The following is a 14,551-nucleotide window of genomic DNA, read 5'->3' on the forward strand; positions in this document are numbered from 1 at the left end:
ACTGTGGCCGCCGACAAGATCGACACGATCGTCAGCCTGAGCAAGCGCCGTGGCTTCGTCTACCCCTGCAGCGAGATCTACGGCGGCACGCGTGCCGCCTGGGACTACGGGCCGCTGGGTGTCGAGCTCAAGGAGAACATCAAGCGCCAGTGGTGGCGCGCGATGGTCCAGGCCCGTGAGGACGTCGTCGGACTCGACTCGTCGGTGATCCTCGCCCGCGAGGTGTGGGAGGCCTCCGGCCACGTCGCCACCTTCAACGACCCGCTGACCGAGTGCCTCTCCTGCCACAAGCGCCACCGGGCCGACCACCTGGAGGAGAAGTACGAGGCCAAGCACGGCTTCCCGCCGCCGAACGGCCTCAAGGACGTCAACTGCCCCGACTGCGGCACCAAGGGCCAGTTCACCGAGCCCAAGGACTTCTCGGGCATGCTGAAGACCCACCTCGGCGTCACCGAGGAGGCGAGCGGCCTGGCCTTCCTGCGTCCGGAGACCGCCCAGGGCATCTTCACCAACTTCAAGGCCGTCCAGACCACCTCGCGCAAGAAGCCGCCGTTCGGCATCGCCCAGACCGGCAAGAGCTTCCGCAACGAGATCACCCCCGGCAACTTCATCTTCCGCACCCGCGAGTTCGAGCAGATGGAGATGGAGTTCTTCGTCAAGCCGGGCGAGGACGAGCAGTGGCACGAGTACTGGCTCCAGCAGCGCTGGGACTGGTACGTCGGCCTCGGCCTGCGCACCGAGAACATGCGCTTCTTCGAGCACCCGAAGGAGAAGCTCTCCCACTACGCCAAGCGCACGGTGGACATCGAGTACCGCTTCAACTTCGGTGGCAGCGAGTTCTCCGAGCTCGAGGGCGTCGCCAACCGCACCGACTACGACCTGCGGGTGCACAGCGAGGCCTCCGGCCAGGACCTGAAGTACTTCGACCAGGAGTCCGGCGAGCGGTACTTCCCGTACGTCATCGAGCCGGCGGCGGGCCTCAACCGCGCCATGCTGGCCTTCCTGATCGACGCCTACTTCGAGGACGAGGCGCCGAACGCCAAGGGCGTCATGGAGAAGCGCGTCGGCATGCGGCTCGACCCGCGCCTGGCCCCGGTCAAGGTCGCCGTCCTGCCGCTGTCGCGCAACGCCGAGCTGTCCCCGAAGGCCCGCGGCCTGGCGGCCGACCTGCGCACCGCGTGGAACGTCGAGTTCGACGACGCCGGCGCGATCGGCAAGCGCTACCGCCGCCAGGACGAGATCGGCACGCCGTTCTGCGTCACGGTCGACTTCGACACCCTCGAGGACAACGCGGTGACCGTCCGCGACCGCGACACCATGTCGCAGGAGCGCGTGTCGCTGGACCAGGTCAAGGCGTACCTGGGCGCGCGGCTGATCGGCTGCTAGCAGGCCCCGGCTCGGAGCCCTCGTCCGCCCTGGTGGGGCGGACGGGGGCTCCTCGCTGTTCGGGGGCTGCCGCCCTGTTCGGGCAGCTGCCGCTACCGGCGGCCCCAGCGGGAGCGCGGGGCCGTGGGCGGGCGGGTCGGGAGGCCGGCGGCGCGCAGGGCGGCGAGGGCGGTGCGGTGGCGGACCTCGTCGGCGAGCAGGGCGGTCAGCAGCTGCGCGTACAGCCCGGAGCGGCCCGCGCCGTCCAGGGCGGCGGCCAGCCGGACCACCTCGGCGGGCGGGCGCAGCAGGGCCAGTTCGTTCAGCAGGAGGGTGCCGAGCGCGGGCGGCAGGCCGGCCGCGAGCTCGGCGAGGTCGGCGGTGGGGCGGCCGGCGGCCTGGCGCAGCAGGGTCCGGACGTCGTCGGTCCGGCCGTGCTGCTGGAGGCAGGCGGCCAGCGAGGTCAGCTCGGGCACCGGTGCCGAGCCCCACTCCCAGAGCAGCGTCGCGCTGTCGGCGGCGAGTCCGGCCCGGTCCAGCGCGGAGAGCAGGCCGGGCAGGGAGACCGCAGGGTAGCCCCAGAAGGCGTGGAACACCTCGGCCGCCTCCTCGGCCAGGCCCAGGTCGCGCAGGTCGACGAGCACGGCGACGGAGTGTTCGGGGGCGGACCGGGCGATGCGGCGGGCGAGGTGGAGCGAGGCGCCGGCCGGGCCGTACCGGACCAGCTTGCCGACCAGCAGCGCGGCGTCGGAGGGAGCGAGCCGGGCGGCGGCCGCGTCGATCACCTCGGTGGCCTCGGCGAGGGAGCCGGACCGGTGGAGGGCGGTGATCCGCTCGGTGAGGGCGCCGAGGTCGGGGCGGACGGGCGGTGGCGGGGACTGCTGCTGTTGTTGGTACGGCTGTTGGTGTTGTTGGTGCTGTTGGTGCTGTTGGTGAGGCTGCGGCTGCGGTGGGGGTGGCTGCTGCTGGTGTCTGATCCGGCTCTCCAACGCCTCCAGCTGGTCGCTGAGTTGGAGGCACCGGGCGGCCAGGCCCTCGCGGAGGGTGCGGGCCTGGGCGAGCTGCCGCAGCAGCTCCCCGTCCGGGTGCTGGCGTCCCGGGGTGCCTCGGACCGCCTCGTTCAGACGCCGCTCGCGTTGACTCGCGTAGCGGCTCGCGCGGAGTAACTCGTCCAGCTCCGCGCGGAGTTCGGCGGCCTGTTGCTCGCCCCCCGGCTGCCGGCCCGCGGATTGTGCCGTCGGCCGCATGCGCATGATCGCCCCACCCCGTCCATCCAGACCCTGACTGCGTGACATATTGACGTCAGTATGTGGCTGAGGAGTTAAGAGCGCACGACCAGTCGTGTCCGAGTGGTGTCAAGGAGCGCGCAAACGGCGGTCGTTGCGAGAAGTGCGCCGGTCGCGCTCCGTAGGAGGGTCGCCTCGTAGTACGGGCCGGGAGCGAGGGCCGCGACGGCGTACCCGACCGCCGCGCCCGCCAGAGCGGGCAGCAGGAGGTGGAGCGCGTCCCGGCGGGCCGCCGCCCCGATCACCAGGAGTCCGGCCAGGGCGGCGAGTTCGGGCGTGCCGAAGGTCTCCGCGTAGCGGATCGAGAGTGCCGGGACGAGGAACAGTGCGAGCGCCCGGCCGATCGTCCCGGCGAGGGCGGCGGTGTGCGGGCCGGGCCGTCGGTGCGGTGGCCGGGGCCGGGCCGGGACGGTGCGGGTGGCGACGAGCACCGCCACCGCGAGTGCGGCGGAGGCGAGGTGGTCGCCGAGCCGGGCGAGGTTGTAGAGCAGCGCGGTGTCGTACAGCACCAGCATCAGCTGGCCGTACGCCCACAGGTCGAGCGCGAAGCGGAACAGGCTGCGGGCGGGCTCGGGTTCGGCTTTGGCTCCGGTCTTGGTTCCGGGCTCGGCCTCGGGCTCGCGCCGGGCCAGCCGGGCGATCAGCGGAGGCGTGAGGCAGGCCGCGATCGTGCGCAGGACGAGGTCGTCCAGGGTGTACGGGTTCCGCAGGCTCCACTCCACCGCGCAGAACGCCGCCGTGTACGAGGCGGCGGCGAGCGGGACCAGCGGCGAGCGGGCCAGCCGGACGTACAGCGCGCGGTCCAGTCGGCGGACGACGGCGACGAACGCCAGCAGCACCAGCGGCAGTTCGAGCAGCGCCGGCACCCGGAGCACCGACGGGGCCAGCAGCTCCGGGGCCGGGAAGCGGGCGGCGAGGGCGTCCAGCCGGGGCACGTCGAACCAGCCGGGCGGCAGGTGGCGGGCGATGAAGGAGACGTCCCCGTGGTGCACCCGGTTCACGTAGACCGCGACGAGGACCTGGTTGAGGTAGAGGAGCGCGACGACGGCCGCCAGCACCGGCTCCGGACCGAGCGGGCGGCCGCTCCGCCGGGCCGGGGCCGTTCGCCGCAGCACCCCCGGGGTGACGAACAGGGCGGCGGCGGCCGAGGCCACCACCGTCCCGTCCAGCAGCGGAGCGACCCCGCTCATCCGGCCAGTCGCGTCCGCGCCTCCATCAGTGCGAAGCCGAGCAGGTTCAACCCGCGCCATTCGGTGGGCTGTTGGGCCCGGATGTCGTCGGCGGCGAGCCCGATGCCCCAGATCCGGTCCAGCGGGCTGGCCTCGACCAGCACCCGGTCACCCGTGCCCAGCAGGTAGTCGCGCAGCGCCTCGTCCTGCCCGAACTTCGCGACGTTGCCCGCCACCACCAGCTCGAACCGGCCGGCCGTCCAGGTCTCGTCGTCGAAGCCCTTGACCAGCCGGCCCAGCTTCTTCGCCTCGGCGGGCGTGCGGGCGGCCAGCACCCGCCGCACGATCTCCTCGTCGCCGAACATCCGGGCCTTGCCGGCCATCATCCAGTGCTCGGCGGAGGCGTACGTGACCCCGTCGACGGTGAACTCTCCGGGCCACCACTGGCTCAGGCACTCCTGCCGCGTCCCGCCGCCCTTGCGTTCGGTGTGTCCCCAGAACATCACCCACTTCGGCCGCACCCCGTCGGCCATCACCGCGGCCAACTCCTCGCGGCTGCGAACGGCGGCCAGCGCCCCCACGTGCATCTCGCTCATATCGTCAGTCTGACATAAAGGGGTCCGTGTCGCGAACCGTTTGACGGCGACTCACACGGCTCACGGCGGCCCGCGCGGCTCACGGTGGCTCGCGCGGCCTGCGGCGGTTCACGGCGGCCCGCGGCGGTCTCCCTGGGTCAGCCCTCGGCGGCCAGCTCCAGGAAGCGCAGGCCGACCTCGGTCACCTGCTCCGCCGTCCAGTCCCGCGCCGGTTCGCCGAGGCTGACCTCGGCCATGGCGAGACCGGGGGCGGCGTCCTCCCAGTAGGAGACGAACCAGATGCCCTCCTCCTCGGCCAGGGCCAGGTGGGCGGCGTTGAGGGCCTCGGCGGAGTGGGGCAGCCAGAGCTGGAACTCGTGGGTGGGCGGCACCTCGGGGTGGAGGCGGGCGCCGGGGAGGGCGGCCAGGGCGGGGGTGAGGGTGGTCGCGGCGTGGCGGATGTGGCCGGGGATGCGGGGCAGGACGGTGTCCAGGCCGTGCAGGGCGGCGAGGGCGGCCGGCCACTGCTGGAAGAGCTGGCCGCCGTAGCGGTGGCGCCAGGTGCGGGCGTGGGCGGTGAGGGCCCGGTCACCGGCGAGGGCGGCGCCGCTGATCCCGCCGAGGTCCTTGTAGTAGGACACGTAGACGCTGTCGGCGAGGGCGGCGATCTCGTCGAGCGGCCGGTCGAAGTGGACCGTGGTGTTCCAGAGCCGCGCACCGTCGAAGTGCACCCGGGCGCCGGCCTCGCGGGCCGCGCCGACCAGGGCGGTCAGCTCGTCCCAGGTGGGGAGGAGGTAGCCCGGGTCGCGCAGCGGGAGCTCGACCGTCAGGGTGCCGAACGGCTCGCCCAGCGCGGCGAGTTCCTCGGGCGTCGGCTGGCGCTGCGCGGTGGTGGGCCACAGGCCGCGCAGGCCGGTGAGCTGGGTGTGGGCATGGCGCTCGTGGCGCTCGATGTGGCTGAGCGGGTGCAGCGCCACCGCCGGGTTGCCGGTGCGCTCGGCGTGGTACCGGAGGGCGACCTGCTGGGCCATCGTCCCGGTGGGGAAGAAGACCGCGTCCTCCTTGCCGAGCAGCGCGGCGGTCCGCTCCTCCAGCTGCCGCACCGGCCCGTCGCCGCCGTAGAAGTCGGGGGAGACGTCCAGGCCGTCCAGGGCGGCGAGTTGGGCGAGGCGCTCGCGGATGCTGAGGAGGCGGTCGCCGGAGAGGAAGCGCCGGCAGGTGGTACGGGCCGCGCGGCGCCGGTTGATCACGTTCTGGTCATCGGTCATCCGGCGATTGTCGAACTCGTGACGTGACCGGACCAACTGCTTTTTCCGGTGCGGGCGGTGGGAGGGGTGTGTCACCTCGGGCCGCTGCCGGGGGTGGGGTGACCCTCGACAGTGGTGCGGGGGACCGGCGGACAGTCCGGTCGGGACCGCCCCCGCGTCGAGCAGGACGCGCCACTCGTCGGGCCCGAGCCCCAGGTGCTCCAGTCCGGTCAGGGCGGTGACCTCCAGCGGGTCGGCCGGCGTGCCGGGGTGGGCGGTGAGGGTGCGGAGCCGCGGCAGCCCGGCGACGGGGGCGAGGCTGAGGGGCGCGCCGCTGCGGCGGAACACCTCCACGACCTCCAGGTCGGGGTGGGCGGCGGCGAAGTGGTCACCGCCGTTGCTGCCGAAGGCGATCCGGCCGGGCGAGCCGACCGGGCCCTGGACGGCGGCGTCGGGCGGGGTGGCGACCGCCCCGGTCGCCGCGTACTCCCACGGGCACGGCCGGGTGGTCGCGTCGGCGACGAACAGCCGGTCCAGGGAGGTGAGTTCGCAGCCGACGGCGTGCCCGGTGGCCTCCAGTTCGGCGAAGTCGGCCTCCCAGTCCCCGGAGCCGTCCGGCCCGGCCGGGCTCACCCTGGTCGCGCGGTAGAGCGCCTTGAGCTCCTCGGGCAGGGCGACGCCGAGCCGCTGCTCGGCGGCGGAGATCTCCTCCTCGGTCGCGCCGACGGCCTCCGGCAGCCGCTCGCGGAGCGTCCGCTCCAGCAGGGCCGGGTCGACGGACGGCGAGACGTCCGCCGCGAACATCGCCGCCCGGACGCCCGGTCGGCGTGTTCGGCCCGCAGGAGTGTCAGCAGTGGCGCCCAGATGGCGAAGTCGTTGAGCGGGGGCACGGTGTCCTCCGGGTGGTGCGGCGTTCGCGGGGTGCGGTTCGGAGGAACGTGCGGGGTGTCACCGGCGGTTCTTCGCCGGGTCCGGGTGGGGGCGGCGGTTGTGCGCTCGGGTGCTGGCGGCAGCCGTCGGGCGCCCGGGTGGGGGCCTCAGTGCGAGACCGCCCACTGCACCCCGTGGTGCCGAGGCGTCTCGATCTCGTCCAGCAGCGCCACCGCCAGGTCCGCGTGCGAGATCCGGCCCTGCCCGACGACCGCGCCGACGGCGTCGCGGTAGTGCCCGGTGGCCTCGGCCTCCGCGGTCAGGTCCATCGGGGGGACGACCATCAGCCAGTCGAGCGCCGTCGCGGCGGTCCGCAGGAACTCGAACTCCGCGACGTGGCCCCGGGAGAACACCCGGTACTCCTCCGGGAACCCCGGGTCGTCCATCACCCGCACGCCCGGCGAGACCTCCAGCGTGGTCGCGATGCCCAGCACCAGGAGCCGTCCCACCCCGGCCCGCCCGAGCCCTTCGACCAGCGCCCGCGCGGTTGCGGTGAAGTACTCCTCGGCGGGCAGGTCCAGTCGCACCGAGGCGTTCACGGCCGCGTCGTGCCCGGCGGCGGCCGTGGCCACCGACCCGGCGTCCGTCGCGTCGCCGCGCACCACCGTCACCGCCTCCGACGCGCCGAGGTCCCGGTACTTCCCGGGGTCCCGCACCACCGCCGTCACCGTGTGCCCCCGCCGCACCGCTTCGGCCACGGCCGCCCGCCCCACGCGTCCGCCCGCGCCGAAGATCACGATCCTGCTCATGGTTCCTCCCTGGTGGGCCCGTTCGGGCCCGATGTCCGAGGACGGTAAGCCGGAGGTGGCCGGTTACTTCAACGGAACCGGCCCTATCGTGGAGCCATGACCGCCCGCCTGGACGCCGACGCGTTCGACCCGCACTGCAGCCACCGGATGCCCATCCGGGTCGGCGACAAGTGGGCCGGCCTGGTCCTCCGGTGCCTCGAGGACGGCCCCCGCCGGTTCACCGAGTTGAAGGCGCCGCTCCGGGGTGTCACGCCGAAGGTGCTGACCGAGACGCTGCGCGCGATGGAACGCGACGGCTGGCTCACCCGGACCGCGTACGACGAGAACCCGCCCCGGGTCGAGTACGCCCTCACCGAGCTGGGGCGTTCGCTGCTCGGCCCGATGAACGTGGCCTGCGCCTGGGCCCGCGAGCACCTCGACCAACTCCCGCGCACGGACGCGCGCCCGCGTCCGGCGTAGCCGTGGGGGTGGGGCCCGTCGAGACGGCGCGAGTCGCCGAGTGTCTCCGATTCCCTTGGCATCCCGACCCCTTGCTAGGTTGAACGTGTTCAAAAACAGCCCGGCGGGGAGGGGAAGGTCATGGGGGCGGTGCCTGCGAGCGCCCGAGGTCTCGTCGGGGCGGCGATGGCGGTGTTCGCGTGGCCGCTGGCGTTGGTCGCCGCGAGGCTGGGCTTCCGCCTCTCGATCGCCCACGTGGTCGCGACCGCCTGCTTCGTGCCGTGCGCGGTGGCGCTCGTCTGCGCCCGCCCGAACGGCTTCCGGGCCGCCACCGTCGCTGCCGGGTGCGTGCTCGGGCCGGCGGCGGTGTTCGCGGGATTCTTCGTCCTCCTGGGCGGACTGGGGTTCGGCCGGGTGGACTGGATGCTGCTCGCGGTCGCGGTGCCGATCGCGGCGATCGCCTCGCCGGTCGCCGCCTTCCAGCGGGCCCGGGGTGTCGAGTACGGCCGTCGGGCGGCCGCCGTCGGCTGGTCGGCGGCCGCGCTCTCGGTCCTCGGCTGGCCCCTGCTGATCTTCGTCTAGAGCGGGGTTTCCGGGTGCCGGGCCCGACAGCGTCGAGCCCGGCCGGCCCTGACGGAGAGGAACGGCGGTGCTCCCTCGATCGGGGGAGGTCGGTGAATCGGTGCGCGACCAGACTGGCGGTCGTGACCGGGGGGCGTTCCTGCTCCCCACGATTCCCCTGGAGTTGACTCGTGCGTCCTCGTTCGCGTACCCGCCACATGGCACTCGCGCTCCTGCTCTCGACCGCCGCGGCCGTCGGGGCGCCGGCGCCGTCCGCCGCGTCGGCCGCCGCCCCGCCGGACGTCGTGCAGCAGGGGCTGACCGCGCTGGTGCGGGCGGACGGGGTGCCCGCCGCGCTCGCGACCGTCCGGGACGGGCGGGGCCGGACCCGCGACTACACCGCGGGGGTGGGGGACCTGGCCACCGGTGCCAAGGTCCCCGCCGGCGGGCAGGTGCGGATCGGCAGCACCACCAAGACCTTCACCGCCGTCGTCGTGCTCCAGTTGGTGGGGGAGGGGAAGGTCGACCTTGACGCCCCCGTCGACACCTACCTGCCCGGCCTGGCCCGCGGCGAGGGCGTCGACGGGCGCGGCGTCACCGTCCGCCGGCTCCTCCAGCACACCAGCGGCCTGGCCGACTACGAGGGACTGGTCGACGAAGCCTCCTTCCGGCACCGGTACTTCGAGCCGCGGGAGCTGCTGGACCTCGCCCTGCGGCAGAAGCCCGTCTTCGCCCCCGGGGAGAGGTTCGGCTACAGCAGCACCAACTACGTGCTGGCCGGCCTGATCGTCCAGCGGGTGACCGGCCGGCCGCTCGCCGAGGAGATCGACCGGCGGATCGTCCGGCGCATCGGGCTGCGGCACACCTACTTCCCGGCCGTGGGCGACCGGACCATCCGTGAGGCCCACCCCAAGGGCTACCGCAGGGACTCCGCCGACGGGCCGCTGACCGACTTCACGGAGATGGACCCGTCGGTGGGTTGGGCAGCCGGGCAGATGATCTCCACCAACGCCGACCTCGACCGCTTCTTCACCGAACTGCTGGTCCCGGACCGGCTGTTGCCCGCGGCCCAGCTCGCCCAGATGCGCACCACCGTCCCGATCGGGGACAGCGGGGCCGGCTCCGGACTGGGCGTCTTCAGCCGGCCGCTCTCCTGCGGCGGGGTCTACTGGGGCCACGGCGGCGACATCCCGGGCTACGAGACCCGGGGCGGCGCCACAGAGGACGGGCGTGCGGTGAACATCGCGGTGACCACCGTCCCGACCGACTACGCCGTCACCCGGCACCTCGAAGCCGTCGTGGACGCCGCCTTGTGCCGCTGAGCGCGTCGCGGAGGCCGAGGATCGAGCCGGTCCTTGTGGGTCAGGAACGGTAGTGGTTCCCCTCGTCGCCCATCACGGCGTTGCCCTGGTGAACGGACAGGCTGGAGTACGTCGCCCGCATGCGAGCGGCGTCGGCCGTCCGCTGCTGCTCGATCAGCCACCCCTCGGGGGCGTCGAACCGGTGGCGTCGTGCGCGTTCCCGGAGCACCAGGAAGGTCGTGGCGCCGACGACGGCGCCGACGAGCGCGAGCAGGAACACCATGACGAGACCCATGACGTCACCTTTCCCCCGGTTCGAGTGCGTCAGACTCCCGACTGTACGGGAACCTCGGGCGTCGGCCGGTTCGGTGTCCGCGCGCTCCGTGACCAGTGTCAGGACGCGGCCCGCGGCGGCGAGGTCCTCGGCCGGGCCGGCGGCGTACGGGCGGGCGGTGATCCCGGCGGTCTCGGCGGCGGTGCACTCCTCCGGAGCCCTCCGGGTGTGGCCTCGGGCATGACTTTCGACAGATCCGGTGCGGTGGCGGTCCTCGTAGGGTCGTGGGCATGCGGATGAGTGGGGTGGCGCTGCCCGTGGTGGCGTCGGTGTGTATCGGGCTCGGTGTCACGAGCCTCTGGTGGGCGCTGCCGGCGATCGGGTTCTCCTTCCTGGCCGGGTTGCGGATGGAGCGGGTACGGCCGGCGGCGGTGGTGTTCGCCGTCCTGGTCGCGGGTGGGGTGCTGGTGGTCGGACTGGTGCCCTCCTGGATCGTGCTGGGCCTGCTGTTCGTGGCGCTCGCCGTGAGCACCGGGATGGGGCCGTGGCTGCTGGGCCGGTTCTGGCGGCAGTCGCAGGAGCTCGTGCGGGCCGGGTGGGAGCGCGCCGAGCGGCTGGAGCGGGAGCAGCAGCTGGTCGCCGAGCAGGCCCGACTGCGCGAACGGGCCCGGATCGCCCAGGACATGCACGACGCCCTCGGGCACGACCTCAGCCTGATCGCCCTGCGCGCCGGGGCCCTCAAGCTCGCCCCCGACCTGGCCGCGCCCCATCGGGAGGCCGTCCAGGAGATCCGGGCCGGCGCGGCGGCCGCCGTGGACCGGCTCGGCGAGGTGATCGGCATCCTCCGCGACGGGGACGAGAGCGGCGGTGGCGCTGCCGCGGCCCACGGACCGGCCGACTCGGACATCCCGCACCTGGTCGCCGAGGCGGCCGCCGCCGGCCTGGACGTCCGCGCGGAGATCACCGGCGAGCCGGACGGGCTGCCGCGTGCCACCGAGCACGCCGCGTACCGGGTGGTGCAGGAGGCGCTGACCAACGCCGCCAAGTACGCACCGCGAGCGGCCGTCACCGTGGAGGTGGAGTACTCGGCCGAGGGCGCCCGTCTCCGGGTGGCCAACGGCCCGGCGCCCGCGCCCGCCGTCCCCGGAGCGGCGTCGTCGGCAGCCCGGCCCTCGGCGTCCGCATCCGCGGCGTTGTCGTCGGCGGCGGCGTCGTCGGCGTCCGCGTCAACCCCGCGCGGCGCAACGCCCACCGGCACGGTGTCCGGAGCGTTCACCGGGACGTCCGCCGGCCCCACCGTCGCGGCGCCCGCCGGAAGGCCCGGCCCGACACCTGCCGTGCCGGCGACGGGCGGTCGCGGCCTGCTCGGCCTGACCGAGCGGGTCCGGCTCGCGGGCGGTACCTTCGCCCACGGGGCCCGCCCGGACGGCGGGTTCGAGGTCGTGGCCGACCTGCCGCGCCGTGCCGCCGGGCCCGTCCCGCTGCCGCCCGCCGCCCCGCTGTCGCCAGTGCGCGAACTGCGACGGGCCCGCCGCAGGGTGGGGCGGACGCTGGCCGCCGTGGTGCTCGTCCCGCTGGCGACGGCCGTGCTGCTGACCGTGGCACTGCGAGTATGGACGCTCTACGTGGTCGGCCTGTCGGTGCTGGAGCCGGAGGTCTACGCCACCCTCCAGGTGGGGCAGGACCAGGCCTCGGTCGAACGGGTGCTGCCGGGCCACCGGCTGCCGTACCACCCGCCGAGCGGGCCGTCGACGCCCGCGCCGCCGTCGGGGGAAGGAGTCTCGTGCGTGTACTACGCCATCACCGCCCAACTGTTCGTGGACCGGTCCGGCGATGCCTACCGGCTCTGCTTCCAGGACTCCCGGCTCGTCTCGCGCGAGGTACTCGTCTCCTGACCTCCCGCCACACCTCCCTCTCCCTCTCCGCAGCACCTCCGTACCGAGCGACCGACAGGAGCCGCCGATGACCACCGCACCGATCCGGGTGCTGCTCGCCGACGACGAGCCCATGATCCGCGCGGGACTGCGCGCGGTGCTCGCCACCGACCCGGGCATCGAGATCGTCGCCGAGACCGGGGACGGCCGCGAGGCCGTCGAACTCGTCCGGCGCCACCGGCCGGACGTCGCCGTGCTGGACATCCGGATGCCCGGCACGGACGGCATCGCGGCGGCCGCCGAGATCCGCCGGAGCGGCCTGGCCACCGGAGTACTCATGCTGACCACCTTCGGTGAGGACGACTACATCCTGCGCGCGCTCAGCGGCGGCGCGAACGGCTTCCTGATCAAGTCCGGCGAGCCCGAGGAACTGCTCGCCGGGGTGCACGCGGTGGCGGGAGGGGCGGCCTACCTCTCACCCAAGGTGGCCGCCCGGGTGGTCGCCCACCTGGCCGCCACCGGGGCCGGCGGCCCAGCCGACCGGCGCGTCGGCGCCCGGGAACAGGTGGCCGCCCTGACCACCCGGGAACGGGACGTGCTGACGCTGATCGCCGCCGGGCTGTCCAACGGTCAGATCGCCCGTCGGCTGGGGGTGGTGGAAGGCACCGTGAAGGCCCATGTGAGCTCCATCCTGGCCCGGCTGGGCGTGGCCAACCGGGCGGCCGCCGCCGTCCTCGCGCACGAGGCCGGGCTGACCCTCGGCGCGACCTGCGCGGGAGGCCCACGGGACTGAGGCTGCCGCGCCCGGGGCTGCACCAGTGCCAGTGCCAGTGCCCGTGCCGGAGCCCCGGGCCGACGGTATCGACGGCGAGGGCGGTACGGGTGGTGCGGGCGGTGCCGACAGCAGCCGCCCGAGGACGGGCACCCCGGTCAGTGCCGTCACGGCGGTGGCGGCCTCCGGCCGCAGGGCGAGGACCGCTGCCGCCGTGACCGTGCCGCCGAGCGCGGCCCCGGCGAGCACGTCGTGCGGGTAGTGCACCCCGGCCGCCACCCGCAGCGCGGCCGTGGCGCCGCCGACGGGTATGACCAGCAGCGCCCAGCGCGGGCGCAGCAGCACCAGCCCCGTGGCCAGCGCGACCGCCAGGGTGGCGTGGTTGCTGGGGAACGACCAGTCGCCCGGCGGCGGACACTCGGCGAGCGCCGTGCCCGGCAGCCCGGACAGCGCCCGGCAGGGCCGCTCCTCGTCGAGGACCACCTTCAGCACCTCGCTGGCCCCGTAGGCCAGCACCGTGCCGAGCCCGACCAGCGCCACCCCCGCGACCACCCCGACGGCCCGCCGGGCCCGGGCCGTCCACCAGCAGAACGCCAGCAGGAGCCCCAGGACCAGCAGCCCGACCTCGGTGGCCGGCTCCAGCACCGAGGCCACCGCCCCCGGGGCGTCACCGACGGCCTCCGCCACCCGCCGGTAGCCGTCGGCCGACCACCCGGCCGACACCCGCACCGGCCCCGCGCCGCCACCCCGCTCCGGCGCCAGCCACGCCACCACCCCGGCCCCCGCACAGAGCAGGGCCGCGGCGAGGACGGGCCTGGGCCGAGGCCTGGGCGTGGGCGTGGATCGGGCGGCGGCCCTTGCGGCGCCGGCCCTTCGCGCATTCCTGTCCGTGTACGTCATGGTCCGGACGGTAGAAGCCGAGACGCCCTTTCCACCCGACCCGAAAGTCAAGCGGCGCCCCTGACGATGGTCAGGGTTGACAGCGCGTCACAGAGGACGGTCGCGTAGCCTGCGCCCATGCCGGATCCCTCCCCGCTCGCCGTCCGCACCCGCTTCGAAGGCGCCCCCGACCGCGTCGCACTCGTCGTCCCGGGCGTCGCGTACACGCCTGCCAGGCCGCTGCTCCACTTCGCCCGGTCGGTTCTCCTCCGGCACGGCTGGACGGTCCAGGAGCTGTGGTGGCAACTCCCGCGCGACTTCCCCACGTTCGGCCCCGAGCGCCGGATCGCCTGGGTCGAACGGGAGGTCGCCGAGGCCGTCGACGCCGAGCGCGGCGCCTGCCGCCTGCTCATCGGCAAGTCGCTGGCCTCCCTCGCCTCCGGCGTCGCCGCCGACCGGAACCTCGCCGCCGCGTGGCTGACCCCCGTGCTGACCGACGAGCCGGTCGCCCGCGCCCTGCACCGCGCCGAGGCCCCGACCCTCCTCGTCGGCGGCAGCGCCGACAAGCTGTGGGACCGCAGCATCGCCGAATCGACCGGACACGAGGTCCTGGAAGTGCCCGCCGCCGACCACGGCCTCGAACTGCCCGACGACCCCTTGGGCTCGATCGACGTCCTGCGGCAGGTCACCGCCCGCCTGGACCACTTCGTCGCCCCGCTGGCGGCGGGTGTGTAGCCCGGAACCGCCGGGCCGGCCCAGGCGTCGCCGGGCTCCCGGCGCGGCCGGCAAGCCCTGATGCCCGCTCACCTGGAGCCGGGCGGGCGCGCCCGCGGGCAGCTCCAGCGCCTCGGCCGCGTCGGCCCGTCGTTCGTCGTGCCTCACGACGGCCGTGAGCGCGTGTTCCGGATCTTCGGCGGTGTCTGGTCGTTGTGACGCGTGAGGCCGGGGACGCGGCCGGCGGCCGGCTCGCCCGTGAGCGCGGCGTGTTCGGGGTGGTGGTGGCCGATGGGAGCCAGGCGGGAGCGGTCGTCCACGGCGTTGTGCAGGTAGGAGTCGCCCGCTCCGGTGCGGACCCTGCGGCCGGCCTGGCGACGTGGGCCGGCTCGCCCGGCGCGGCGCGTTCGTAGCGCC

Annotated in this window: 14 protein-coding genes and 3 pseudogenes; 8 read left to right on the top strand and 9 right to left on the bottom strand. The window is 74.6% G+C overall.

The window, feature by feature from the left end; all coding sequences use genetic code 11:
• Positions 1-3: 3 nt before the first annotated feature.
• A complete protein-coding gene (locus tag ABZW03_RS03620; RefSeq protein WP_224279482.1) occupies positions 4-1,386 on the top strand; it encodes a glycine--tRNA ligase in 1,383 nt (460 codons plus the stop codon).
• Between the two features lie 92 nt (positions 1,387-1,478).
• Here ABZW03_RS03620 and ABZW03_RS03625 read toward each other — a convergent pair whose 3' ends face one another.
• The 5 genes from ABZW03_RS03625 to ABZW03_RS03645 form a co-directional block, all read right to left on the bottom strand.
• Positions 1,479-2,618, bottom strand: a complete 1,140-nt coding sequence (locus tag ABZW03_RS03625) for a hypothetical protein (protein WP_355251585.1) — start codon at positions 2,616-2,618, stop codon at positions 1,479-1,481.
• Positions 2,619-2,686: 68 nt separating this feature from the next.
• Positions 2,687-3,841, bottom strand: a complete 1,155-nt coding sequence (locus ABZW03_RS03630; protein WP_355251588.1) for a hypothetical protein — start codon at positions 3,839-3,841, stop codon at positions 2,687-2,689.
• The gene (locus ABZW03_RS03635) at positions 3,838-4,407 is read right to left on the bottom strand and encodes an NADAR family protein (RefSeq protein WP_355251625.1); all 570 of its coding nucleotides are present in this window, start codon (positions 4,405-4,407) and stop codon (positions 3,838-3,840) included. The genes ABZW03_RS03630 and ABZW03_RS03635 overlap by 4 nt, the downstream gene beginning before the upstream one ends.
• A gap of 146 nt (positions 4,408-4,553) precedes the next feature.
• Complete coding sequence (locus tag ABZW03_RS03640; RefSeq protein WP_355251591.1) at positions 4,554-6,446, bottom strand: beta-eliminating lyase-related protein; 1,893 nt, start codon at positions 6,444-6,446, stop codon at positions 4,554-4,556.
• Between the two features lie 233 nt (positions 6,447-6,679).
• Positions 6,680-7,321, bottom strand: coding sequence for an NAD(P)H-binding protein (locus tag ABZW03_RS03645; RefSeq protein WP_355251594.1), 642 nt, complete (start codon positions 7,319-7,321; stop codon positions 6,680-6,682).
• Positions 7,322-7,417: 96 nt separating this feature from the next.
• Here ABZW03_RS03645 and ABZW03_RS03650 point away from each other — a divergent pair, with 96 nt between their 5' ends.
• The 3 genes from ABZW03_RS03650 (at position 7,418) to ABZW03_RS03660 (ending at position 9,642) form a co-directional block, all read left to right on the top strand.
• Entirely contained in the window at positions 7,418-7,780 is a 363-nt protein-coding gene (locus ABZW03_RS03650) for a helix-turn-helix domain-containing protein (RefSeq protein WP_355251597.1), read from the top strand.
• A gap of 120 nt (positions 7,781-7,900) precedes the next feature.
• Positions 7,901-8,341 (top strand): hypothetical protein, encoded by a 441-nt coding sequence (locus ABZW03_RS03655; protein WP_355251599.1) that lies wholly within the window; start codon positions 7,901-7,903, stop codon positions 8,339-8,341.
• 197 nt (positions 8,342-8,538) lie between these two features.
• Positions 8,539-9,642, top strand: a complete 1,104-nt coding sequence (locus tag ABZW03_RS03660) for a serine hydrolase domain-containing protein (RefSeq protein ID WP_355251602.1) — start codon at positions 8,539-8,541, stop codon at positions 9,640-9,642.
• Between the two features lie 40 nt (positions 9,643-9,682).
• Here the strand turns inward: ABZW03_RS03660 and ABZW03_RS03665 are convergent, their stop codons facing one another.
• Both ABZW03_RS03665 and ABZW03_RS03670 read right to left on the bottom strand, forming a co-directional pair.
• Positions 9,683-9,916, bottom strand: a complete 234-nt coding sequence (locus ABZW03_RS03665) for a hypothetical protein (RefSeq protein WP_355251605.1) — start codon at positions 9,914-9,916, stop codon at positions 9,683-9,685.
• Between the two features lie 63 nt (positions 9,917-9,979).
• Positions 9,980-10,099, bottom strand: a pseudogene (locus tag ABZW03_RS03670) (MarR family transcriptional regulator); the annotation flags it as partial.
• Between the two features lie 86 nt (positions 10,100-10,185).
• Between ABZW03_RS03670 and ABZW03_RS03675 the strand changes: the two are divergent.
• Both ABZW03_RS03675 and ABZW03_RS03680 read left to right on the top strand, forming a co-directional pair.
• A complete protein-coding gene (locus ABZW03_RS03675) occupies positions 10,186-11,790 on the top strand; it encodes a histidine kinase (protein ID WP_355251607.1) in 1,605 nt (534 codons plus the stop codon).
• Between the two features lie 67 nt (positions 11,791-11,857).
• Positions 11,858-12,562, top strand: a complete 705-nt coding sequence (locus ABZW03_RS03680) for a response regulator transcription factor (RefSeq protein ID WP_355251610.1) — start codon at positions 11,858-11,860, stop codon at positions 12,560-12,562.
• A gap of 237 nt (positions 12,563-12,799) precedes the next feature.
• Here the strand turns inward: ABZW03_RS03680 and ABZW03_RS03685 are convergent.
• Positions 12,800-13,093: pseudogene (locus ABZW03_RS03685) on the bottom strand (phosphatase PAP2 family protein); the annotation flags it as partial.
• Between ABZW03_RS03685 and ABZW03_RS03690 the strand changes: the two are divergent.
• Positions 13,059-13,238, top strand: a complete 180-nt coding sequence (locus ABZW03_RS03690; RefSeq protein WP_355251628.1) for a hypothetical protein — start codon at positions 13,059-13,061, stop codon at positions 13,236-13,238. The pseudogene ABZW03_RS03685 and the gene ABZW03_RS03690 overlap by 35 nt on opposite strands.
• A gap of 320 nt (positions 13,239-13,558) precedes the next feature.
• Positions 13,559-14,155, top strand: coding sequence for an alpha/beta hydrolase (locus tag ABZW03_RS03695; RefSeq protein WP_355251613.1), 597 nt, complete (start codon positions 13,559-13,561; stop codon positions 14,153-14,155).
• A gap of 143 nt (positions 14,156-14,298) precedes the next feature.
• Here ABZW03_RS03695 and ABZW03_RS03700 read toward each other — a convergent pair.
• Positions 14,299-14,551, bottom strand: a pseudogene (locus tag ABZW03_RS03700) (hypothetical protein); the annotation flags it as partial.

The organism is Kitasatospora sp. NPDC004799, assembly GCF_040609095.1.
Lineage (GTDB): Bacteria > Actinomycetota > Actinomycetes > Streptomycetales > Streptomycetaceae > Kitasatospora.

Coding starts and splice junctions, on each gene's coding strand:
- ABZW03_RS03680 (WP_355251610.1), top strand. CDS start 11,858: ATGACCACCGCACCGATCCGGGTGCTGCTCGCCGACGACGAGCCCATG.
- ABZW03_RS03655 (WP_355251599.1), top strand. CDS start 7,901: ATGGGGGCGGTGCCTGCGAGCGCCCGAGGTCTCGTCGGGGCGGCGATG.
- ABZW03_RS03625 (WP_355251585.1), bottom strand. CDS start 2,618: ATGCGCATGCGGCCGACGGCACAATCCGCGGGCCGGCAGCCGGGGGGC.
- ABZW03_RS03660 (WP_355251602.1), top strand. CDS start 8,539: ATGGCACTCGCGCTCCTGCTCTCGACCGCCGCGGCCGTCGGGGCGCCG.
- ABZW03_RS03695 (WP_355251613.1), top strand. CDS start 13,559: ATGCCGGATCCCTCCCCGCTCGCCGTCCGCACCCGCTTCGAAGGCGCC.
- ABZW03_RS03645 (WP_355251594.1), bottom strand. CDS start 7,321: ATGAGCAGGATCGTGATCTTCGGCGCGGGCGGACGCGTGGGGCGGGCG.
- ABZW03_RS03650 (WP_355251597.1), top strand. CDS start 7,418: ATGACCGCCCGCCTGGACGCCGACGCGTTCGACCCGCACTGCAGCCAC.
- ABZW03_RS03665 (WP_355251605.1), bottom strand. CDS start 9,916: ATGGGTCTCGTCATGGTGTTCCTGCTCGCGCTCGTCGGCGCCGTCGTC.
- ABZW03_RS03635 (WP_355251625.1), bottom strand. CDS start 4,407: ATGCACGTGGGGGCGCTGGCCGCCGTTCGCAGCCGCGAGGAGTTGGCC.
- ABZW03_RS03675 (WP_355251607.1), top strand. CDS start 10,186: ATGCGGATGAGTGGGGTGGCGCTGCCCGTGGTGGCGTCGGTGTGTATC.
- ABZW03_RS03630 (WP_355251588.1), bottom strand. CDS start 3,841: ATGAGCGGGGTCGCTCCGCTGCTGGACGGGACGGTGGTGGCCTCGGCC.
- ABZW03_RS03640 (WP_355251591.1), bottom strand. CDS start 6,446: ATGTTCGCGGCGGACGTCTCGCCGTCCGTCGACCCGGCCCTGCTGGAG.